Source organism: Halostagnicola bangensis (assembly GCF_054653435.1).
In genome coordinates, this window is record NZ_BAAIGG010000001.1 from 107,586 (window position 1) to 129,832 (window position 22,247).

The following is a 22,247-nucleotide window of genomic DNA, read 5'->3' on the forward strand; positions in this document are numbered from 1 at the left end:
ATGTCGGTCGATACTCCGACCCCAGTCCACGAGCGGTTGCCACAAATCCGAACAGCATTGGGTGTCGCAGATTCCGTGTTGCTGTGTCTCGATTTCGACGGCACACTCGCCCCGATCGTAGATGATCCAGCAGCGGCATCACCGAAGGAGTCTGCCGTGGATGCGCTTGATCGAATTACGTCCAACCCTACAATCACGACGGCGGTAATCAGCGGTCGAAGCCTTGCTGACGTTCGTACTCGCATCGATGGGCCAACCTTCTTCGCTGGTAATCACGGGCTCGAAATTCAACGCAGCGGGACTGTTTCGGTGCACCCGATCGCCAAGAAACGAGCGGCGCCCGTCGAAGACGTTTGTTCGAGGCTCGAGTCAAAGCTCGATCCGATACCTCATTGCTGGGTCGAAAACAAACGATTAACAGGGACGGTTCATCTGCGATCGGTTCCCGAACGCTACTTCGATACGGTGGATACCATAGTGGAGTCAGTAACGGATCGGCTGGGAAACGGCATACTGGAGCGTTCGAACGGAAAGCGAGTGATAGAAATCTCGCCCCAGATTCCGTGGGGGAAAGGAAATGCTGTAGAGCTGCTTCGCTCGTCACTGCCGACGTCCCCGCTCGTTCTCTATATCGGTGATGACACGACAGATGAATCGGCCTTCGAAACGGTTGAACCGAATGGCATCGGTATTCGCGTCGGCGATGAAACCGAGTCCTGGGCCTCGTGTCGAGTTCGATCCCCTGATGAGGTCGCCTCCTTCTTACACTGGATCGGAACGACAAGGTTGTCGACCTCCGATCAGGAGCGAGAACGGCCTGTAGCCCACTCAGTGGGGAGTTTTGCATAGCCTTTCGGTGGATGCATCACGGATAGACCAATATCGAAATAAGTACACATAGGCGCGGAGTCGTTCGACACACTAGCAATTGTTTACTACCTCCCGAAATATAATTGATAAGATGACTTACAAACTCTATAGAAGGATAATTGTTATTCTCTCCCCGGAACTAATTTCCATTACAAATAGTTGGATCGAAGCCGAAAGTATTAGTTACCACTGGAAATAGAGTAGAGTACAAGAGCAATCAGAGATGAAACTCAGACAACCTACCGACTTCCTGATTCTCGAGGCGCTCGAGGACAAAGGACGTAACGTCGCAACGAACCTTTCAGCACACACGGACAAAAGCCGAAAGAACATCAACACACGATTGCCAGTTCTAGAAGATTATGGCCTCGTGGAAAAGATCGGGCCTGCCAAACGCTCGGGACTCTACGAAATCACGTCGCTCGGAAAGGCGGCACTCGTCTACCAGGACCAGTACGATGAAGTAGACGATTTCGAGGAACTCATCGAAGGACCGTCTGCAGGTACTGCAGATTCGGCGGGAGACTCGACAGCCAGTTTCGCTCGTGGCGAAGAAGACGCCGACGACGAATAAGGGTTCACTGCTTGTCCACTACTAGTGAGTTCAGTTGCGATAGTACTGCCTGAACGGAATCCAGCGCGAGTTCCCCGTCCACCGTATGCAGGGTACTTTACACGACGGGTATCACGTTTGGTCTCCGTCGAAGACTGTTCGTGTTCCCTCTTCTAAGAACTCACAAAGCAGTTCCTGTAACGCCTTTCGGAGATGCTGATGCATCGTTGGTGGTGCGACATCCATCGCTTCCGCTATTTCTTCACCCGTACTTCCCCGCGGCCAGTCGAAATAGCCGCCGTAGTACGCCAACCGGAGCGTAGTCAGTTGCTTTTCGGTCAGTTGGTCGAGTATTCGGTCTCTCTGCTCCGAGACAGTCCGGACGGATCGGTCTACTTCTCGCCTCGCGACGAGTTCGGTATTCTGGTATATCTGTCCGAGGTTATTCAAAATCTCTCTTACATCTGCGTCTCGAGGGACATCGAGGAGACACGTTGTAACGCTATCTTCGACCGAAATATTCCGGATAGTTACACCGAGGTTTGAAAGGGCTCTGACGCCCGATTTAACGAGTCGGAGTTCGGCGATGCAGTGTTCGTCGCCGTCGTGAACGATGCGATATTCCTGAACAGAGTTGTGCTGTTCAGCTTCTTTCCGAACGGTATCACCGCCGATGCCGTCGATAAGCACGTACTGATACGTGTTACCCCTCGCAGTTGTTCCTGCCCACTTCAGCGAACACGTACAGTCGTATTTTTCCGAAAGATGAAACGAGATGGAGTCTCCGCCGTCGATTCGAATCTCGAGTTCGACGACGGCGTCGGAAAAGAGCAGGCGACGGTTTTTCACCGCATTAATTGAAAATCCGATCGATTCGCCAAGTAACCGAAAGCTATCGCGCTCCCTCGACCCAAATGCAGTTGACCGGGTCGCAAAGACGGTGAGAACACCATAGACGAGGTCATCGTGGGCGATTGGAACAACCATCGCGGAATTGATATTCGAGTCAATCTTCACCCCCTCGAGTGGAACGGGTGGCTGGTCGACGCGATCATCGTCGCTGAACGATTGGATCTCTCCCGTTTCGATCGCTTGCTGGTATCTCAGATCCTGCTCAATTACCTTCGTCAACTCTGCATCGGGGCCACCACTCCCGACTCGATAGAACACGTTGGAGTCTCCGCCAACTTCTCCCACGAGTGCACAACTGTAGAGTTCCGATTCGACGAGTCGATCACACACGTTTTCCTCAATCGCCGGACGGGTGGGGGATTCGACGACCGTTTTGATTACTTCTTTGACGACCGCATTGATCTCGTTGGTACGTTCGAGTCGTTTGTGTCGAGATCGGAGCCGCTGTTCTTTCTCCCTCCAGTCCGTAATATCCCTGGCAAGCCAAACGACAGCGCGTTTTCCACGGATCTGTTCGTCTAAGAGAATAACGCGGGCTTCGAACGTTCGAACCCCCTTCGCCGTCTGGGTCTGGTATTCGATCGATTGGACGGATCCGCTTTCAATAGTTCGAGTAATACAATCCTGCAGGCTGGTCGCTACCGGTGCAGAAAAGACATCATCAAGCTTGAGTCCGAGTAGATCCTCCGCAGGGAAGTCGTATAATTTCGATGAGTTGACGCTGATCTGTGCATCGAGATACGTCCCGTTTTCGCCGATAACGAAGGCCTCCTCCGGTAACGCACGCCCGAACAATTCCTTGTAGCTTTCGTCTGTTTGATCCAGAGAGACTTTAGACTGAGAGTGATTCGAAGAGGCTTCAGATTGAGAGTGATCCGGAGAGGCTTCAGATTGAGAAGCCGAGTCGACGGTTTGCTCGAGCTCAGTGACGACCCGATCGACGACGCCCGATGTGGATTCACTGGAGAGATAATCGGATGCTCCCGACCGAAAGGATACAGTTGCGAGGCGTTCGCTTCCGTTTTCTGGGGCGACGAGTACCTTCGATGACGTACTGAACGTCCGGATCTGATCGAGGACGGATTCAACGGTCATTGGGTCCTCGAGTCCGAGAACGATTCCAGTTACACCGTTGCTCTCGAGCGTTGGTAGGGTATCCTCTGGGGCGATAACTTGCCGCAAATTCACGCGGTCGTCTTCGTGAAGGGCTGTTTGCAGGCGATGGCGTTCCGATGCGGAAATCAGGATGACATCGTTGTTGGGGGTATTGTCACTCATGGAAATGTGGTGTTCTTCGAGAGGAGATGAGTGAAGAGTACTGTCTGACCAGCCATTCTATCAATCAATTGTATTTATAAAACAAAAAGGTAGTGATATAATTTTCACATCTGTCGCGGGCGGTAGTCACAATTACGTGCTCTTGACGAGCATACTATCGATGGACGAGTGAATACGCGTGTATCTCACAGAGTCGACTGCGATTCGGGTTCCGGGGGCGTGACTTCGATTGACTCGGAAAATATGATATCGTTGGGGCACCCCGATCCCCAACTGAGACGTCACGGCGTGTCTAAATCTCTCCTTGATCCTTCAAATCCTCGATGACGTCGTCGACGAACGCGTCAACGGTCTCATAGGGAAAGTCTCCGCCGGAAAGTTTCGTGTTCAGTTCCATTGCGGTCATCGAGAAGTCGCCCGACTCAAATTTCGTTCCAGGGCCGTTTGGAAGTGCTGGGACGAGGTCCATTGGACTCGAAATCGGGTAATCTGCGCCTTCGAACGCCTCGGTCATCTGGTCTCGGAGTTCAGCTTCATCTGCCATTGCAGTCGCTAGTTACGTTTGATAAATAATAAACCTGTTTATGCATATTATAGATGTATAGACAATAATAGGGCTTCCGTGAGGTCCACCTGTTTTCATTCCAACCGGTGTCAGATAATACCCTCCTCATACGAGAGATATCCATTGCTTGTCAACTGCAGTCTCTCACGGGTCTCGTCCTGCGGTCAGTAGCCCCCAAAACTATAATGGCCTCTCACTACAACGTGTTGGTCATGGCGAAAGATACCGTCAGATATCCGGACGACGTCGTCGACGAGATAGATGCACTCGTCGCAGACGGTATGTTCGAGAGCAAATCCGAATTCTATCGGTTCTCTGCGGAGTATGTGCTGACGCTCATCGACCCTGACCACGAGGTTGAAACCTTCAACTTCGACGAAATCAAATCCGAACTGGAGATATCGGACACCGGTCACACCGCTATTGCGAATCCGGACGGCGGAACGTTCTTTCTCGAGTCGGTGATCACGGTTCGAAAACAGGGTCTCAGGGGTAATTTCGAGGCAGCGGAGCAATTTATCGATACCCACTACGACCAAACTGATCAAGAATGCATTATTCTCGAGGAACTGTTAGGTACCTACCGACAGCGGTCGGACTCGAGCTAATCGAAGATTCTACGGGTATCGAGACGGGCGCAGACAGGAAGTCGTTCCTCGAATAGCGCGCCATTCAGTGAACCGCAGCTATTCATTGAACGGCGGTCCAAGAACCGACAGATCGACGTTGTCTTCGACGAGCGTTGCGGCCCGGTCGTACGGCGTTTCGGGCGTCGATCGTTGGTCGGCTGCATTCTGGGACGCCTGAATGGCGTTCTCGAACTCCGAACAATCCGCTTGGGCTGCGACAGATTCGAGAAAGCCCGCTCGAACGTTCGTGTTGTCGAAGAGACCGTGGAGATACGTTCCGAGAACGTTTTCGCGGGCAGCACTCGAGTCGCCCAACGGATGTCCGACGGGCTTGAGCATCGTCGTTTTACCGACGTGGATCTCGTAACCCGATGCAGTACCGGTAACCCCGGCGAGTAGCAGCGATTCGCTCCCACGGACCGAAACGCTGGTCTGCTCGAGCACCTTTTCGCCCTCGAAGGACGTCTCGACCGGGAGCAATCCGATTCCCTCGACGAAATCCGCTTCTCCGGTTCCTTCGAGTGAAGCGTTCGTAATCCGCTCGCCGAGTAGTTGATACCCTCCACAGATGCCGACTATCGGACCGGAAAACGCGGCAATCTTCTCGTGAAAGTTGGCTCGACGAAGCGTGAGGAGATCATCGACAGTGTTCTTGGTCCCGGGCACGACGAGAGCGTCTGTATATTCGGGGATTGACGCTTCCCGTTCGACTGGGACGTATTCGACCGCTACGCCGGAATGGGCGGCGAGCGCCTCCAGATCCGTTGCATTCGAAATGTGTGGTAGGCGGGGAACGGCGATCGTCAGGTATTGTTCGGACGAGTGATCGTCGGCGACACCGATGGTTTCTCGTTCGTCCGTTGCCGGTAGTGCCACGCTGTCTTCTTCCGGAAGCCCCGGATCGTCGTACGGAATTACGCCGAGTATCGGAACGTCCGTCCGATCTTCGATTTCCCTGATTCCCGGCTCGAGAAGCGAGCGATCGCCGCGGAATTTGGTGATGATCGCACCGACGACCCGTTCGCGAAGCGATTCGGGCAGTAACTCGAGCGTTCCGTAGAGACTAGCGAACGCGCCGCCGCGCTCGATATCGACGAGCAGTAGAATGTCCGCATCGGTAAAGCGTGCGGTTTCGACGTTAGCAAGATCACGATCGTGCAAATTGATTTCTGCGATGCTCCCCGCACCCTCGGCGATAATTATGTCGTATTCGGCCGCGAGTCGGCGGTAGGATTCTTCCGACGCCTCTCGTGCGAACTCCCAGTGGTTCTCGTAGTAATCGCCTGCAGAGAGGTGTGTGAGTGCGTCCCCGTGAACCACGAGTTGACTTTCGCCGTTCCCGCGCGGTTTCAACAGTACCGGATTCATATCGGTCGTCGGCGTCCTCTCAGCGGCTTGTGCCTGGACGTACTGGGAGACGCCGATTTCTCCCCAGTGGGTCGAATCACTCTCTCGAGTCGGTTCGGTGGCTGTTTGCCCGTCCGAATACGAACCGTCGGAACCCGACGGCCGAACAACGACACGAGCGTTGTTACTCATGTTTTGGCCTTTGAACGGCGCGACAGATACGCCGCGATTTGCGAGATTGCGACACAATCCCGCTGCCACGGTCGATTTCCCGACGTGGCTAGCGGTCCCGGCGACGAGAATCGTTCGTGTCATCCGCGTACGCCGACTCCGTACTGTGGCGGTATCGTCCTATCGGTTTCTCGAGCCCGATCGACGGTGACCGGGCCTGTTTGTCAGCGGTCTCTGAGCCAATTCGTCAGTGTTCTCTAAGGCCGATTCGTCAGCGGTCTCTGGGATCGATTCGGTAACATCTCGTGACCTATTGCCAGCACCTTCCAATCCGCTCGCTCGAACTTCCCGATCGAAAACCGCTACTCAGGTAGACGCTATTTTGATTCTGTCACGTCATCGTCACCGTCTCCTTCATCGTCGTCGAAGGCGACACGCTCGCCGGGGTGTGGCTCGATGTGGCTGAGCATCTCGTGTGGAATATATCCGATGTTGTACCCTTCTTCGTTGTGCAGTACGATCCCCCGTTCGTACTCCCGAAAGTCATAACAGTTGATTTCTTCGTACGTATTTCCCGGTTTGTAGATAACCCGCATACCAGATTATTGGAACTATAACTTATTCTGATATATGCCTGCAAATACAAGCACTATCCGTCTCGTTCTCGCAAAACGATCAAAACTCGGTTCCGCGTCTGGCACGCTGGTTTTCGTCGATCGGGTGTTTCTCCTTTCGAACGTTCGTGATGAGGTCGGCCTCGTCGACCAAATACTCGGGGTGTGTGTGACTTCCCGAAAGGACTAATTCGAGATCTTCGGGCTTGGCGTCGATCAGGTCGCGAACGTCTTCTTTCTCGATCAATTCGCGATCTGCGGCGTAAAGGATCTCGTCGAGAATAAGCATGTGAACGCCATCGCTGGGTTTTCCTGATAGCGAGAACGGCGTCGAGAGATCGGCCGTCTGGGCCGCCTCGAGGAGCTCCTTGGTTCGTTCGAGCCCTGCCTGTGCCTCTGCTTTGTGGTCCGTTTCGTCACTCCCGTCTTCCATCCCGTGCCAGCCGTAGTGGCCGAGATTTTCGTAGGAAATACCCGGTAGGGCCGCGATGGCGTTGTACTCGCCCCGTACGGCATCGACGCTCGAGGCACCACCTTTCATAAACTGAAGCACGTGGACGCGGTACCCGTGTCCTGCCGCACGCATTCCCATGCCGAGCGTTGCCGTTGTCTTGCCTTTGCCGTCACCCCACCAGACCTGCACGAGCCCGAACTCGTCCGGTGCGGCTGGTTCGATTACGTCGGCTTCGGGGGAAAGCCCCTTACCGGGCGTGTTCTCGAGCGTCTCCTCGGGGGTTCGATCCGTGGTCATCGTTCGGCCGAGTTTGTAACTGAACGTAGTTATACTATCGCTTCGTGACCGATCGCGTTCAGTATGTCCGTATTGAACGCTGTTTCGCTCGAGTAAGACGGTATACGAATCTCGGTCCGGCTACCAAATACGTCATTAGGCTCCGCTCCAAACGGAGGGTAATGCCAGTCGAGTTTCCGCCGGTCGAGGACGACGCCGATCTCGAGCGTGTCGTCACCGTTCTGGACGATGCCGCCTGCCGGAAGATAATCTCGACGCTCGACGAACCGATGACGGCCAGCGAAATCGCAACGAAAACGGAGTTACCGCTCTCGACGACGTACAAGAAACTGGACAGACTGGCGGAAGCGTCACTCGTTCGCGAAACGGTTGGTATTCACCAGGGCCGACATCGAAAATCCAGATATATCGCCGATTTCAGCGAAATCGCGATCGGTCTCGACGACGAACAGGATCTCCACCTTTCGATCGAACGATCGGACTCGCGACACACGGAAATCTGGTCCGAAATGTCCCCTGATTTTAGGAAGGAGAGCCGGTAGCTACCGGCTTTGTTTATTGTTAGAGTCGATGGGAGATAGCGTCAATTGACAGACGTAAAATAGCTAGCACACCGTAGTACCAATCATCTAGTGATATGATATAAGTCCACTCTAATATATTTATTATGGTATAAATATCAATTTGAGAAAAACTCTTCTGAATAACTCACGAGTTCTTGTTTGTCGGTTGGTTAGTCTCGATAGCTGAGTATCGGTTCTATACTATCATCACAATATTGCTACCCATCAGTTCAGTCACCTACTACGGATTACTGGAGTACTTACAACTCGACTATATAATTGAACTTCTCTGTCTATATTTGCTAATATCTTCACAAGTTGTGGTTTATACCCTCGGGTATGTTTAATTGTGCTCTCTAGAGTAGATGTTCGAAATATTGTGTTCCCATAGCTGGTGGGGTAATATAGCTAAACGACAGATCACGCTTTGAATCAGCCGATCGAGTTAGCGGAGCCACTCATATAATATTGCTCATATTATACAATATAAAGGGTATACAAAGATTCTATTTGATGTTATTGATTCCTCATAACTCCCCCTCTTCGTCCCTCATGGATATATGGGAAATAATATGTATTGGGTTAAATGCATCATATTCTATGATACGGGCGTCGACTAGCCCAACGTCATTGACGAGGACATCGATTTCACCCGTGTCGCCCTCGAGCTCGTCGACGATCCGGCTTCGAACGAACTGACGGGACAGCTACGATCGCCGATTATTTCGGAAGTTTATCTGCATCTTGCAGCCCTTCCACGATATCGTCTGCGAGCGATTCGGGCGTTTCGTACGGGAATCGATCCTCCGTGTCGTCGGTGCCCTGGGCGGCGTTTCGAAGGTCCATCACCGACATCGAGAAATCGCCGGATTCGAACGTCGTTGCGGGTCCGTTCGGTAGCGCAGGTAAGAGTTCCATCGGGTTCGAGACGGGATAGTTGGCATCTTCGAACGCGTCGACCAACTGCTCTCGGATGTCTTCGGTGTCTGGTTCTGTCATCGTTCGTCTTCGCGTATCACCGCATCTCTTATAATAATTGTGTACTACGAGATATTCTGACTCGTTTCATACGGATGTTGTAAGTCATTTCCGGAGCAACCGCGAGCTGTCCTACGGTTGCTCCGGTAAATCGTTACAGCAGACCGTATCAGTCGTCACCCGAAAGCGTCGCGGTTGCCGTCCCGGTGAGCAACGTTTTGCCGGTTTCGGTGGTGGCCTCGAGTACCGTCTCGACCACGTCCTCGTTTCGATCGATTTCGGAGACCGTTCCGCCTGCAGTGACGGTTTCACCCGGGAACAACTGCGACTGGAACCGGACGCCGAACGACTCGAGCGCACTGATCCCGAACCAGTCGGTGACGACTCGCGAGGTGATTCCGGCCGCGAACATTCCCTGTCCGAAGACCGTCTCGTTCCCGGCCGCTCGAGCGTACGGTTCGTCGTAGTGGATCGGATTGAAATCCCCGCTGGCACCGGCGTAGCGGACGAAATCCTGCCGTTCGATGTCCTCGACGGCGACCGTCGGGGCGTCCTCACCCACCTCGAGTTCTGCTACCGATTCGACTTCCGGTCTCGTTGCTGTGTTGTCTCCCTCGCGCGTCCGCACGCGTTCACCACTATTGTTGGAGGTTGCGAGGGTCTCGCCGCGAGGATACTCGTTTGACGAGTCGGACGAGTCGTCGGTTTCCGCGCTCGTCTCTGCTGTCCTATCGGTCTCCGTATCCACTGCACCGTCGGATTCGATAACCGTCGCTCGTTCGGTGAGCACGAGCTCGCCGTGCTGATCCCGATACGCCGTTTCGAGAATTGCGAAGGTCATCGTTCCTGCCCGGTCACCGTCCCGCTCGTAGAGATTCGTCAGCGTCGTCGTTCCCGTGAGGATGTCGCCGACGAAAGCAGGCCGTTCGTACTCGTAGGCGTGTTCGCCGTGAAGAATGTATTCGGGACGAAATCCGAGGTCAAATCCGTGACCCTCGACGCCATCGGGCGCGTACCGCGGGAAGTTCCCGACTCGAGTGTACGTCGGCGGCGCGGGAATCCGCTCGTGTCCGTTCTGTGTTGCGGCTTTCGTCGACCGGAAGACGGGGTTCGGATCCGTGACCGCTCGAGCGAACTCCGCGACTTTGCCGGCTTCTATCTGAAACCCTTCGACGGTGACCCGCGAGTCACCGACCAACTCCTCGAGTTCCGAAAGCGCTTTAGTTGGCATGTGTACACCCGAACTCTGTCGCTTGTGATGTCCGCCCGTCTCCCGTCGTCGTCGAACCCGGTTCGTCGGCCGGTCGTGATCCCTTCATTTCTACCACTGTTTCGCGACGAGACAGATAATACTACGTGTGCTAATATCGACTCGGTCCTCTACTATCGATCTGCTCCGATATACTCCTGGCTCGAGCCCCACTGCGGAGTTTACGCATTTTTCTCCCTGGTTTCCAGAAATAGATTGATACACAACTACTATCACGCTCCCCATAGTAGTGTCCTGTGAACCCATGAAATCTGCAGTTATCGTCGACGCCGTTCGAACCCCCTTCGGGAAACGGGACGGCTCATTCAGTGAGATGCATCCGCAGGATTTGGCAGCGAAACCGCTTGAGGCGCTCGAGGAACGCAACGATTTTTCGCCGGAAACCGTCGAGGACGTCATCTACGGTTGTGTCACGCCTATCGACGAGCAGGGACTCAATATCGGTCGGATCGCGCCGATGGTCGCCGGCTGGGGCGATATCGTCCCCGGCGTCCAGCTCAATCGGATGTGTGGCTCCGGTCAGCAGGCGGTCAACTTCGCCGCGGCGAACGTCATGGCCGGCCAACACGACGTGCTCGTCGCCGGCGGCGTCGAACACATGACTCGCGTGCCGATGGGATCGGACGGGAGCGGTGTCTCAGAAACCTACTTCGAGTACTTCGACGAACTGACGACCCAGGGCGAAGGCGCCGAACGGATCGCCGAGGAGTACGACCTGACACGGCGCGAGGTCGACGAACTCGCGGTCGACTCCCAACGGCGATGGGCAAGCGCCTGGGAGAACGGTTACTACGACGACCAGATCGTTCCCGTCGAAGTCGAACTCGAGGGCGAGGTAAGCGGCTCGGACGCCCGTCGGAGCGACGAGACGACTCCCAAGACTGCCGTCGTCGAGCGGGACGAACACCCGCGTCCGGACACCGACCTCGAGACCCTCTCGACCCTTCCGCTTTCCTTCCGCGAGGACGGAAACGGCGTCCACCATCCCGGAAACTCCTCCGGGATCGTCGACGGCTCCTCGGCGTTGCTGATCGCGAGCGAGGAGGCCGCGGCGGCACACGGCTGGGAGCCGATGGCTCGAATCGTCCAGACCGAAGTCGTCGGCGTCGATCCGGTGACGATGCTCACGGGTCCAATTCCCGCGACCGAGGAAGTCCTCGAGAGCGCCGACATGGATCTCGCTGATATCGACCTGTTCGAGGTCAACGAGGCGTTCGCATCCGTCGTCGCCGCCTGGCTCGAGGAGACCGGCGTTTCCTGGGAGGACGTCAACGTCAACGGCGGTGCGATCGCCCACGGACATCCGCTCGGTGCGACGGGTGCGATGTTGCTGACCAAACTGGTCCACGAACTCGAGCGCACGGGGAAAGACACCGCGCTGTCGACGATGTGTATCGGATTCGGACAGGGCGTCGCAACGATCATCGAGCGGGTGTAACTCGGCGACGATCACCGACGATCTACCGCGGAGACGAAAAACGGCTTCTCCTGTTTCTTGAATTCAGTCCTCAAGCGCGTCGATACGACGGTCTTCGTCGAAACGCAGGACGTTCTCGAGTTCGTTCTCGTCGATGTCCTCGAACGCGTGACGGGCGATCGATCGGCGGTGGACCTCGTCGGCACCGTCGACGATCCGGAACGAGCGAACGTGTTCGTAGAAGTACGCCAGCGGCAGATCCTTGCCGATACCGTTTCCGCCACAACATTGGAGCGCGAGGTCGATACTGTCGTTCGTTACGTTCGCCGTGAACATCTTGGCCATCGAAACCTCGATGCGCGCGTCGCTCCGGTCGAGCTCCCGCGCGGCGTGTCGGACCATCGTTCGGGCCGCGTGCAGTCGCGTTTCCGCGTCGGCGATCCGATGCCGAAGCGCCTGTTTGTCCTCGAGAGCTGTTCCGAACGCTTCGCGCTCGCTGAGGTAGGCTTTCGCGATCTCGAGGGATCGTTGTGCCATTCCGGAGTAGCGCATGCAGTGGGTGAGCCGTCCCCCGCCCAGTCGCATCTGTGCGATCTGGAACCCGTTGTTCTCCTTCCCGATCGTATTCTCGACGGGGACTCGGACGTTTTCGTATTTGATCTCGGCGTGGCCGCCCTCCCGTTCGGTGATGCCGTGGCCCCCGAGGTGGGGCACGTTACGGACGATGTTGACGCCGTCCGCGTCCGCGGGAACGAGGATGATGGACGTTCCTTCGTAGGGATGGGCGTCCAGATCGGTTCGTGCCATCACCAGGAAAAAGTCGGCCTCGAGGCCGTCGGAGGTCCACCACTTGTGCCCGTTGACGACCCACTCGTCTCCGTCACGGATCGCGGTCGTCTGAAGCATCTTCGGATCCGATCCGCCACCTTGCATCGGCTCGGTCATCGAGAACGCCGAGGAAATGTCTCCCTGTACGAGCGGTCGGAGCCACTCCTCTTTTTGCTCTTCCGTACCGACCATCTCGAGCGTGTGCATGTTCCCCTCCTGGGGCGCGTTCGCCCTGATCGCGTGTGCGCCGATGAGCGAGCGCCCGACCTGTTCGAACGACGGAAGCATATCCTGAAAGTCCAGGCCCTGGCCGCCGTACTCTTCGGGAACCTGCGGCGCGAACAGGTCTCGGTCCTTCGCTTGCTCCCAGAGCTCCTCGAGTTCGTCCGTCGTAATCGTCTCACCGGTCGCGAGCGCTTCTCGTTCACCCGGAAGGACAACCTCCTCCATGAACGACTCTACTCGGCCCGCGACCGCTTTCGCCTTATCGGAGTCGTGGTACTCCATGTGCTCGTATTGTCCTCATCCATTGTAAATCTATATCTTATCCAAATTGACCACTGGTTAGGTAATATGGGGCAATACTAGATGGCGTAAAACCCAAGCGCGTTGCTTTAGACCCTTTGTTCTTCGATACATGAGAGTATAGCGACTATGATTGTCTTCTCTGTTGAAGAGATACGTTTTCTGATCACCAGCTCCGAACACCGCCTCGAGACCGAGTGGGAACTCGCCGAATTTTACGGTCAACTGCGTGTGCAATTGTAAATGCAATCGAAGTCGGCGGACAGTTTGCATCCGATCCGACTAACTGAACGAACGCTCGTGGTCGGACGGATTCGGTATCCCCACCAGTCCCTCTCGAAATTACAACCATATCGATGTAACGGCAATGGCCATCGAACGAAACGTTGGATTCAATTGGCACATTTCACGCTCCTAAATGAATAACCGTGCAATTCGACCATATGTAATGGAATGAGGGTTATATTGGGAGATCATATCAATATCGATGTGGTGGGTCCATATCTATCGATGATTCGGACTAAAGAGGCCGAACTAATTTATTTGGCCCCGAATATCGTTCTATGTAATAATTTAGTATTTAAATGTGGTCTACTGTCATGCTATTCTTCACATGGAGAATGGTACCTTCGAACACTATCTATCGGTGACATCCCTGGAGACGCTTTTGGCCCTGCTGGTCCAGCGTTCGTATGCAGATGCGGGCTATCTCGGCTATCCGTTTTCGATACCGATATCGACCATCATCGTCTATAATCGATAATTTTATTATGTGTGTGTGATATTCTCGTTCTATGTTCGGTAGTAATGCTTGGGAAGATGACGATCACATCTCTGAGGAATCTGTCAATCCTGAGAGCAAGACGATCGAAGATATAGATCTTATCAAAAAACGGTTTCGACCGACGGCAAAGTTCATCGCCGCGTTTACGATCGGGGTGTTCTTTTTCCTCTTTCCGATGGAATGGGACGGTCAAACGACGATCCCACTCGATGTGGTCGTCACCATTATTCAGGACGCGGCCCTCTACCCCGTCGAGGTGTTTACCTTCCTGTTGATCGCGGCTGGTGGCCTCTTTACAACCATTTCGATGGCTCACTATCAGGGGATTATCTCCCTGGACCAGGCGACCGTCGATCGTCTCGAGTTGGACTACTGGAAGACCTCTAACCTCTTCTGGGCGCTCCGAGTATTCGGTATCGTCGTTGCGATTCCGATTCTCTTCCGATTCGGTCCGGAGTGGCTTCTCAGCGATGCTACCTCGGGTGTCGTCTGGGGGGCATTGTTGCTGACGATCGCTCTCGTTATTCCGATCGGTGCAATTTTCGTCAACCTGCTCGCCGAACTCGGCGGTCTTCAGTTCGTCGGCACGCTCGCACAGCCGATCATGAAACCGGCGTTTAACCTCCCTGGGCGAGCGGCCCTAGACGGCTCGGCATCCTGGCTGGGTTCGTTCAGTATCGGGTACTACTTGACGCGAAACGTCTTCGACCGTGGGGGATACAACAAGCGAGAAGTGTTCGTCATCTGTAGTTGCTTTGCGACAGCAAACCTCGGTACCGTCGGTGCCATCGCCGCCGTGTTGGGGATTCTCCACGTGTTCCCCGTCGTCGTTGCGCTTTACTTGCTCAGCGTGCTGATCACCGCCGCAATTCTCGTGCGCGTTCCGCCGCTATCGACGATTCCGAACGAGTTCATCGCCGAACCGGATCCGGAACCGGTGTTCACGGGTAGCGTCCCGGATTACTTCCGCTTCGCGTTCAACGAAGCGGTCAAAACGGCTGAACAAGGTTCATCGATCACGCGGGCCGCTGTCGTCGGGCTCATCGACGGAATGAAACTCACCGCGATGATGCTCGGAACGATTCTCTCCATCGGGATGGGTGTCGTTCTACTCAACGAGTACACGGCTTTCTTCGAACTCATCGCGATCCCGCTAATCCCGGTGATGACCGCGTTTGGTATTCCTGACCCGCAACTGGCCGCTTCGGCGATCATTATCGGCGGCGCGGAGATGTTCATCGCGGCGACGCTCGTCGTCGGTGCCGAAACAATCACGCAGGTGTTCATCGTGATCGTCGTCAGCTCGCAGGCGATCTTCTTCGCCGCGTCGGCGCCGATGATGGTCGATATGTTCGACGACATTCCGATCCGGTTCCGCGATCTGTTCGTCCTGTTCGTCCAGCGAACGATCGTCCTCATTCCCGTCGCCGCCGCCCTGACTCACGGCGCGGCCGCACTCGGAATGCTCTGAGGAGCGATTCGTCCTCACCCTCTTTTTTCGGTTTCGACGCTTCGATCGATCCCGCCGGAACGCCGTTTGGCCGAATCAGAGGGAAAGATGTTATACAGCGGAGAACGTTTGTCTGATAATGGCTAACGACACGAAGAAAATACACGCAGTTCAGCGAACGCTCGAGATCATCGAGACGATTAGCGATCTCGAGCCGGCCGGTGTGTCGGAAATCGCCCGTAACGTCTCGGTTTCGAAGAGCACGGTACATACGCATCTGGTGACGCTCGCCGAGGAGGGCTATCTCATTCGCGACGGAGACGAGTATCGGTTGAGTTGTAAGTTTTTGAGCATCGGTTCGTCCATTCAGGAACGATTCAGACTCTACCGCATGGCCAAACAGCACGTCGACGAACTCGCCCACGAAACGGGAGAGTCGTCGAACCTCGTTATCGAGGAGGACGGTATGGGAACGTGTCTGTACGCGACGAACCCCAAGGATTCGCCCGATGTTTACATGTCCGCCGGTGAGAAAAACTATATCCACGCAACCGCGACTGGCAAGGCAATCCTCGCCCATAGACCGAAATCGGAAGTCGAAACGATCATCGATCGTCACGGACTCCCAAAGCTGACCGAACAGACGATAACGTCGCGCGAGGAGCTCTTTTCGGAACTCGAGGATATTCGCGACCGCGGCCTCTCTTTCGACCGCCAGGAGACGATCAACGGACTCTTTTGTATTTCAGCTCCGATCGTCGTCGACGAGCACGCGATCGGATCGATTAGCGTTTCTGGTCCCGTTAGCCGATTTGCGACCGATCCTCGGAAGGGGGAGTTGTGCGAAGCGGTCGAAGAAGTTGCGAACGTTATCGAACTTCAGTTCGTCTTTTCGTAAGGAACTCGAGCATCGGCCCTATGTCCCGTTTCCCAGAGCCGAACACTTTGGTCATACTATCGGACAGTCTCGCTCTCACGTGGTCGGCGGTGTCGACTCGTCGACGACGATCGAATTCCCCTGGACTCACAACGCTACAACTGTAATGGCTAACACGGGCCTGAACCCCTTCTTTCAACCGAGTCGTTCAGTCTCGTCCCCGTTCTGTCGCTAATTTAGTAGTCTCTCCCTCTCTTCTTTTGTGTTCTATTATCGATACGCTGTCTTCCTCTGTCGAACACACCGGTATCGATCCACCGCTGACCCGGTTCACCGGCCCGTTCCCATCTCGATCGGTCGGGGAACGGTCCAGTAACCGAAGCGCGTGTGATTCACCGAAGAGCGTATAGTCCTCTACACGAGAGATGATATCACGCATGGTTAGAAAGGAGTTTGAACTCCCTGACGTCGGCGAAGGTGTCGCCGAGGGTGAACTCGTGACGTGGCTCGTTGAACCCGGCGATCAGGTCCAAGAGGACCAACCCATCGCCGAAGTGGAGACGGACAAGGCGCTGGTAGAAATCCCCTCCTCGTACGACGGTGTCATTGCGGAACAACGGGCGGAGGAAGGCGAGATAATCGAGGTCGACGAAGTGTTCGTCGTGTTCGATGTCGATGATTCGTCCCTCGCCGACGACTCGTCCTCGAGCGGCGGTTCTGCCGACGACACAGAAGGGTCGGCGGAGGCGGCCTCGGCCGCGGGAAGCGATCGGTCGGCCGAACGGGCCGATGAAACCGAAGCGGCCGCGGTCACCGACGCCGGTGCTGGTAGCAATTCCGATTCGTCGGTTCCCGACGGACGCGTGTTCGCTCCGCCGAGCGTCCGGGCCCTCGCTCGAGAACTAGGGGTCGAACTGTCCGCGGTGCAGCGACAGACGGGTGCAACGGACAGACGTCTCGCCGAATCTGACGTGTACGCCGTCGCGGATGGACACGCGGAGACGGAAGAGACGATTCCTCAATCTGGGACGGATCCAACGGGGACTGACCCAGCCGAGCAGGAATCGGACTCGTCTACCCCCGTCCGCGTAACCGGTGAGTCCGCTTCGGTTCCAACCGAGCGAGTCGAGGCCGCCGGTCGAGATCGAACGCTGGCGATGCCGGCGACCCGTCAACTCGCCCTCGAGGAGGGCGTTTCTCTCGACGACGTTCCGGCGAGCGAACGCCGGGACGGCGAACCGTTCGTCACGCCCGAGGACGTTCGAGCGTTTTCGCGCGGTGACGGGCCAGCCGCGACGCCGTCGTCCGCTCCCGAGACGCCTTCTCGGGCGGGCACCGACGACGAGCGCCCCGGCGATCGGATTCCCTACAGCGGGGTAAGAAAAACCATCGGCGAGCAGATGGCGACCTCGAAGTATACTGCACCCCACGTGAGCCACCACGACGAAGTCGATGTCTCGGAACTTGTCGCGGCCCGAAGCCGCCTCAAATCGGAGGCCAAAGCGCGCGAGACGAAACTCACGTACATGCCGTTCGCGGTCAAAGCAGTCGTTGCGGCGCTGAAGGAGGTGCCGGCGATCAACGCCGAACTCGACGAGGAGACCGAAGAGATCCTCCTCCACGACGAGTACAACATCGGGATCGCGGTGGCCAGCGATGCCGGGCTCATGGTGCCGGTCATCGACGATGCGGATCAGAAAAGCCTGCTCGAGTTAGCTCGAGAGATCAACGACAAGGCCGAACGGGCTCGAGATCGGTCGATCGGACTCGAGGAGATGCAGGGCGGAACGTTCACGATCACGAACGTGGGTGCGATCGGCGGCGAATACGCCTCGCCGATCATCAACTACCCCGAGGCGGGCATTCTCGCGTTGGGGGCGATGAAAGAGCGGCCATGGGCCGAGGACGGCGAGCTGGTGGTTCGCGAGACGATGCCGATTTCGATGTCGGTCGATCACCGGATCGTCGACGGTGCGGAGGCGGCACAGTTTACGAACGAGGTCAAGCGATACCTGAACAATCCTGAACTGCTACTACTAGACTAATGGTGATGGGAGATGTGCGGACGGCGACGGATGTACTGGTAATCGGCGGCGGACCCGGCGGCTACGTGGCGGCGATTCGGGCCGCCCAACACGGGCTCGACGCGACGCTGGTCGAAAAGGACGCCTACGGCGGGACCTGCCTAAATTACGGCTGTATCCCCTCGAAAGCGATGATCACTGCGACGGACGTCGCACACGACGCGGCGAACGCCGAAGAGATGGGCATCCACGCCGACCCGTCGATCGATATGCGAGCGCTCGTCGAGTGGAAGGACGGCGTGGTCGACCAACTCACCGGCGGCGTCGAAAAACTCTGTAAGGCAAACGGCGTCTCGCTGATCGAGGGCACCGCGACGTTCATCGACGAGGACGCCGTTCGGGTCGCCCACGGCGGCGAAGGCCAGGGGAGCGAGTCGATCGAGTTCGAACACGCCATCGTCGCCACCGGAAGCCGCGCGATGTCGATTCCCGGCTTCGACTTTGCCGACGACCCTGTCTGGTCCTCGCGCGAAGCGCTCGAGGCTGATGAGGTCCCGGACGAACTCGTGGTGGTCGGCGCTGGCTACATCGGGATGGAGCTCTCGACGGTCTTTGCGAAAGCCGGTGCGGACGTGACTGTCGTGGAAATGCTCGAGGATGCCCTGCCAACCTACGAGGACGACATCGCACGCGTCGTCAGGGAGCGAGCTGAAGCCCTCGGCATCGACTTCGAGTTCGGTCTGGGCGCGAGCGAGTGGCGCGAGACCGACGAGGGAATCGAAGTCGTCGCCGAGGACGAAGACGGCGAGCAGTCGGTGTTTGAGGCCGACCGCGTGCTCGTCGCAGTCGGTCGCGAACCCGTCACCGACGAACTCGAGGTGGACGAAATCGGTCTCGAGACCGACGAGCGCGGCTTCCTCGAGACTGACGAGTATACACGAACGGACCTCGAGCACGTCTTGGCAGTCGGAGACGTCGCCGGCGAGCCGATGCTGGCGCACAAGGCCAGCGCCGAAGGGTTGGTGGCGGCCGGGGTCGCGGCGGGCGAACCGGCGGCGCTCGACCAGCAGGCGATTCCGGCGGCGGTCTTTACGGACCCCGAAATCGGGACGGTCGGGATGACCGAAGCCGAAGCCGAAGAGGCCGGGTTCGAGCCCGTTGTCGGAACAATGCCGATGCGGGCCAGCGGCCGAGCGCTCTCGATGGACGAGTCGGACGGCTTCGTCCGGATCGTCGCCGACGAAGATACTGGGTTCGTGCTCGGCGCACAGGTCGTCGCGCCCGAAGCCTCCGAACTCGTCGCCGAACTCGGCCTCGCGATCGAAATGGGCGCGAAACTCGAGGATATCGCCGGCACGGTTCACACGCACCCGACGCTCTCGGAGGCGGTGATGGAGGCGGCCGAAAACGCGCAGGGAAAAGCGATTCACACGCTGAATCGGTAGGAAAATTCGGTGTCGAGCCGTTCAACAGATCGTTTCGAACTCGAGGAACGACTCAGCGATCGACGGTCTCTTTGATCGCCTCTTCGATTTTCGGCGGATGCGGAATGTAGTAGTCTTCCATCGAGAGGAGCGGAACGGGAACGTCGAAGCCGGTGACCCGGTTGACCGGCTTCTCGAGGTACATGAGCGCCTCGTCGTTGATGGTGGCGACGACTTCGCCGCCGAAGCCGCCGGTTTTGGCCGCCTCGTGGACAACGACACACCGGCCCGTCTTCTCGACCGATTCGACGACGGTCTCCTTGTCGAAGGGGGAGATCGTTCGCAGGTCGATCACTTCGGCGTCGACCCCCTCGAGGTTGTCGACGGCCTCCATCGTGTTGTGCATCATCGCGCCCCAGGAAATGACGGTAACGTCCTCGCCTTCTTCGCGGACGGCCGCCTTTCCGAGCGGTTCGGTGTAAGAGCCCTCTGGAACCTCGTCGCGGATCGAGCGGTAGACGTGTTTGGGTTCCATGAACAGCACCGGATCGGGATCGCGGATGGCGCTGATGAGCATCCCCTTCGCGTCGTGGGGTGTCGACGGAATCGCCAGCTTCAGGCCGGGTATGTGCCCGTAGGCTCCCTCGAGACTCTCTCCATGGTGTTCTAACGCCCGGACGCCGGCACCGTAGGGGGTTCGGACGACCATCGGTGCGGTGAGTTCGCCTCGCGTCCGCCAGCGAATGCGGCTGGCGTTGGTGACGAGCTGATCGAACGCCGGCGGGAGGAAGCCCGAGAACTGGATCTCTGCAATCGGTTTGTAGCCGTGTGTTGCGAGTCCGACGGCGGCCCCGGCGATGGCGATCTCCGAGAGCGGAGTGTCGAGGACGCGCTCTTCTCCGAACTCCTCGAGGAGGCCCTCGGTGGCTCGAAAGACGCCGCCAGATTCGGCGACGTCCTGTCCAAAGACGACCGTCTTGTCGTCGCTGGTCATCTCCTCGTGCAATGCGTCGTTGACGGCTTCGATAATTGTCGCGTTCACAGTTGAATCACCCCTTTGGCCGCTGTTCGATGTACTCGTACATATCCGGTCGTTCCTCGAGGAGCTCCCGGAACTCCTCGAGTTGGCGCTCGAGTTCCGGGGGTGTCTCTTCGTACAGATACGCGAAGATTTCCTCGATGCCGCGCTCTTCGAAGGCGTCCGCCGCTTGCACTGCCTCGTCGAACTCGGCTTCGACTTCCTGCTCGATCGCATCCTCGTCGATCGCGTCCCAGCGACCGGTTTCCTCGAGGAACGACCGATAGCGCTCGAGCGGATCGCGGTCTTTCCATTCTTCTACCTCGTCGTCGCTTCGGTACCGGGTCGGATCGTCGCTCGTCGTGTGGGCACCGCGACGGTAGGTGACCGCTTCGACTAACACCGGGTTCCCCTCGAGCGCCCATTCTCGAGCGGTCGAAACCGCGTTGTAGACGGCGAGCACGTCGTTGCCGTCGACTCGAATCCCGTCCATTCCATAGGCCAGGGCCTTCTGGGCGATCGTATTCGAGTTCGTCTGCCCGTCGAACGGGAGCGAGATCGCGTACTGGTTGTTCTGACAGAAGAACACGGCCGGCACCCCGAGCACGCCGGCGAAGTTCATCCCTTCGTGGAACGCGCCGGTCGAGGTCGCGCCGTCTCCGAGGTTTGCGAACGAGACGGCGTCTTCGTCGCCGAGTTGCATTCCCCAGGCTTTGCCAGTCGCCACCGGGATGTGCGATCCGATCGAGATCGCCAGGCCGAACACGTTCGCTCCTTCCATCTTCGAGGCGTCTTCGATGCCGCGCCAGTACAGGAGCAGGTCCCGCATCGAGAGCCCGTGCATCAACATCGCCCCGGCTTCGCGCCCGTACGGGAAGATCCAGTCGTCATCGGAGAGCGCAAAGCCGCTGCCGATGATCGCGGCTTCCTGGCCCCGTCCCGAAGCGACCGTTCCGAGTTTCCCCCGGCGTTGGAGTTTCGTCGCTCGATTGTCGTACACGCGCTGAAGGAGCATCCAGCGGTACAGATCTCGAAGCGCCTCGTCGTCTAGGTCCGGTACTCGGTCGGAATCGAAGGACCCGTCCGGACGTATCACCTGATACGTCTCGATCTCGAGGTCCCCCTGGGAAAGTGGATCGACACCGACGTCTTCGGACACAGGTGGAACTGATCGCGGACTGTCGTCCATGGTATGCCTGAACTTGGCCTAATCAGTTTAATGTATCTGTCTATAGTGGCATTTCTTTCCGATTTATTCGGGCGACGGTGACGGCAAAGCTTCGGGACGAACACTTCGAATGTGCTTCAATCGCGAGGATACGGGTTTTAACGACTCGAGGGGGTCTCATCGGTTTTCGATCAACTCCGTAGCAAACCAACGTGACAGGAGCATGGTGTA

The 22,247-nt window shown here is 56.9% G+C and carries 20 protein-coding genes; 10 read left to right on the top strand and 10 right to left on the bottom strand.

Features of this window, described 5'->3' with window-relative positions; translation table 11 throughout:
• Together otsB and ACYQ14_RS00535 are read left to right on the top strand one after the other, a co-directional pair.
• Entirely contained in the window at positions 1–849 is an 849-nt protein-coding gene (otsB, locus tag ACYQ14_RS00530) for a trehalose-phosphatase (protein WP_459883736.1), read from the top strand.
• A 244-nt stretch (positions 850–1,093) separates the two neighbouring features.
• The gene (locus ACYQ14_RS00535; protein WP_283838302.1) at positions 1,094–1,444 is read left to right on the top strand and encodes a winged helix-turn-helix domain-containing protein; all 351 of its coding nucleotides are present in this window, start codon (positions 1,094–1,096) and stop codon (positions 1,442–1,444) included.
• Between the two features lie 111 nt (positions 1,445–1,555).
• Here ACYQ14_RS00535 and ACYQ14_RS00540 read toward each other — a convergent pair whose 3' ends face one another.
• Positions 1,556–3,613, bottom strand: a complete 2,058-nt coding sequence (locus ACYQ14_RS00540) for a bacterio-opsin activator domain-containing protein (RefSeq protein WP_459883738.1) — start codon at positions 3,611–3,613, stop codon at positions 1,556–1,558.
• Between the two features lie 292 nt (positions 3,614–3,905).
• Positions 3,906–4,157 carry an MTH865 family protein gene (locus ACYQ14_RS00545; protein ID WP_283838300.1) on the bottom strand — a complete coding sequence of 84 codons (252 nt, stop codon included), beginning with the start codon at positions 4,155–4,157 and terminating at the stop codon, positions 3,906–3,908.
• Positions 4,158–4,390: 233 nt separating this feature from the next.
• Between ACYQ14_RS00545 and ACYQ14_RS00550 the strand changes: the two genes are divergently transcribed.
• Positions 4,391–4,786, top strand: coding sequence for a ribbon-helix-helix domain-containing protein (locus ACYQ14_RS00550; RefSeq protein ID WP_459883740.1), 396 nt, complete (start codon positions 4,391–4,393; stop codon positions 4,784–4,786).
• Positions 4,787–4,864: 78 nt separating this feature from the next.
• Here ACYQ14_RS00550 and ACYQ14_RS00555 read toward each other — a convergent pair whose 3' ends face one another.
• The 3 genes from ACYQ14_RS00555 to ACYQ14_RS00565 all read right to left on the bottom strand — a co-directional run bounded on the left by ACYQ14_RS00555 (position 4,865) and on the right by ACYQ14_RS00565 (position 7,690).
• Entirely contained in the window at positions 4,865–6,469 is a 1,605-nt protein-coding gene (locus tag ACYQ14_RS00555) for a cobyric acid synthase (protein WP_459883742.1), read from the bottom strand.
• A 233-nt stretch (positions 6,470–6,702) separates the two neighbouring features.
• Positions 6,703–6,921 (bottom strand): hypothetical protein, encoded by a 219-nt coding sequence (locus tag ACYQ14_RS00560; RefSeq protein WP_459883744.1) that lies wholly within the window; start codon positions 6,919–6,921, stop codon positions 6,703–6,705.
• A gap of 79 nt (positions 6,922–7,000) precedes the next feature.
• Positions 7,001–7,690, bottom strand: a complete 690-nt coding sequence (locus ACYQ14_RS00565; protein WP_459883746.1) for a cob(I)yrinic acid a,c-diamide adenosyltransferase — start codon at positions 7,688–7,690, stop codon at positions 7,001–7,003.
• Positions 7,691–7,851: 161 nt separating this feature from the next.
• Here ACYQ14_RS00565 and ACYQ14_RS00570 point away from each other — a divergent pair, with 161 nt between their 5' ends.
• On the top strand, positions 7,852–8,232 hold the full coding sequence (locus ACYQ14_RS00570; RefSeq protein WP_459883748.1) for a helix-turn-helix domain-containing protein: 381 nt from the start codon (positions 7,852–7,854) through the stop codon (positions 8,230–8,232).
• Between the two features lie 741 nt (positions 8,233–8,973).
• Here the strand turns inward: ACYQ14_RS00570 and ACYQ14_RS00575 are convergent.
• Positions 8,974–9,252, bottom strand: coding sequence for an MTH865 family protein (locus ACYQ14_RS00575; RefSeq protein ID WP_459883750.1), 279 nt, complete (start codon positions 9,250–9,252; stop codon positions 8,974–8,976).
• A gap of 148 nt (positions 9,253–9,400) precedes the next feature.
• Positions 9,401–10,462, bottom strand: a complete 1,062-nt coding sequence (locus tag ACYQ14_RS00580; RefSeq protein ID WP_459883752.1) for an FAS1-like dehydratase domain-containing protein — start codon at positions 10,460–10,462, stop codon at positions 9,401–9,403.
• Between the two features lie 283 nt (positions 10,463–10,745).
• Between ACYQ14_RS00580 and ACYQ14_RS00585 the strand changes: the two genes are divergently transcribed.
• Positions 10,746–11,939: a thiolase family protein gene (locus ACYQ14_RS00585; RefSeq protein WP_459883754.1), complete on the top strand. Its 1,194-nt coding sequence runs from the start codon at positions 10,746–10,748 to the stop codon at positions 11,937–11,939.
• A 63-nt stretch (positions 11,940–12,002) separates the two neighbouring features.
• Here ACYQ14_RS00585 and ACYQ14_RS00590 read toward each other — a convergent pair whose 3' ends face one another.
• Complete coding sequence (locus tag ACYQ14_RS00590; RefSeq protein ID WP_459883756.1) at positions 12,003–13,253, bottom strand: acyl-CoA dehydrogenase family protein; 1,251 nt, start codon at positions 13,251–13,253, stop codon at positions 12,003–12,005.
• A 631-nt stretch (positions 13,254–13,884) separates the two neighbouring features.
• On the opposite strand from ACYQ14_RS00590, the gene ACYQ14_RS00595 reads away from it, so the two are divergent.
• The 5 genes from ACYQ14_RS00595 to lpdA all read left to right on the top strand — a co-directional run bounded on the left by ACYQ14_RS00595 (position 13,885) and on the right by lpdA (position 19,851).
• A complete protein-coding gene (locus ACYQ14_RS00595) occupies positions 13,885–14,034 on the top strand; it encodes a hypothetical protein (protein ID WP_459883758.1) in 150 nt (49 codons plus the stop codon).
• Positions 14,035–14,065: 31 nt separating this feature from the next.
• Positions 14,066–15,526 carry a YjiH family protein gene (locus ACYQ14_RS00600; protein WP_459883760.1) on the top strand — a complete coding sequence of 487 codons (1,461 nt, stop codon included), beginning with the start codon at positions 14,066–14,068 and terminating at the stop codon, positions 15,524–15,526.
• Positions 15,527–15,644: 118 nt separating this feature from the next.
• Complete coding sequence (locus ACYQ14_RS00605; protein WP_283838286.1) at positions 15,645–16,403, top strand: IclR family transcriptional regulator; 759 nt, start codon at positions 15,645–15,647, stop codon at positions 16,401–16,403.
• A 416-nt stretch (positions 16,404–16,819) separates the two neighbouring features.
• Entirely contained in the window at positions 16,820–18,427 is a 1,608-nt protein-coding gene (locus ACYQ14_RS00610; RefSeq protein ID WP_459883762.1) for a dihydrolipoamide acetyltransferase family protein, read from the top strand.
• A complete protein-coding gene (gene lpdA, locus ACYQ14_RS00615; RefSeq protein ID WP_459883764.1) occupies positions 18,427–19,851 on the top strand; it encodes a dihydrolipoyl dehydrogenase in 1,425 nt (474 codons plus the stop codon). Before ACYQ14_RS00610 ends, lpdA begins: the two co-directional genes overlap by 1 nt.
• Positions 19,852–19,903: 52 nt before the next feature.
• On the opposite strand, the gene ACYQ14_RS00620 is transcribed toward lpdA, so the two are convergent.
• Together ACYQ14_RS00620 and pdhA are read right to left on the bottom strand one after the other, a co-directional pair.
• Complete coding sequence (locus ACYQ14_RS00620; RefSeq protein ID WP_459883767.1) at positions 19,904–20,872, bottom strand: alpha-ketoacid dehydrogenase subunit beta; 969 nt, start codon at positions 20,870–20,872, stop codon at positions 19,904–19,906.
• A gap of 7 nt (positions 20,873–20,879) precedes the next feature.
• Positions 20,880–22,037, bottom strand: coding sequence for a pyruvate dehydrogenase (acetyl-transferring) E1 component subunit alpha (gene pdhA / locus ACYQ14_RS00625; RefSeq protein ID WP_459883769.1), 1,158 nt, complete (start codon positions 22,035–22,037; stop codon positions 20,880–20,882).
• Between the last annotated feature and the right edge of the window lie 210 nt (positions 22,038–22,247).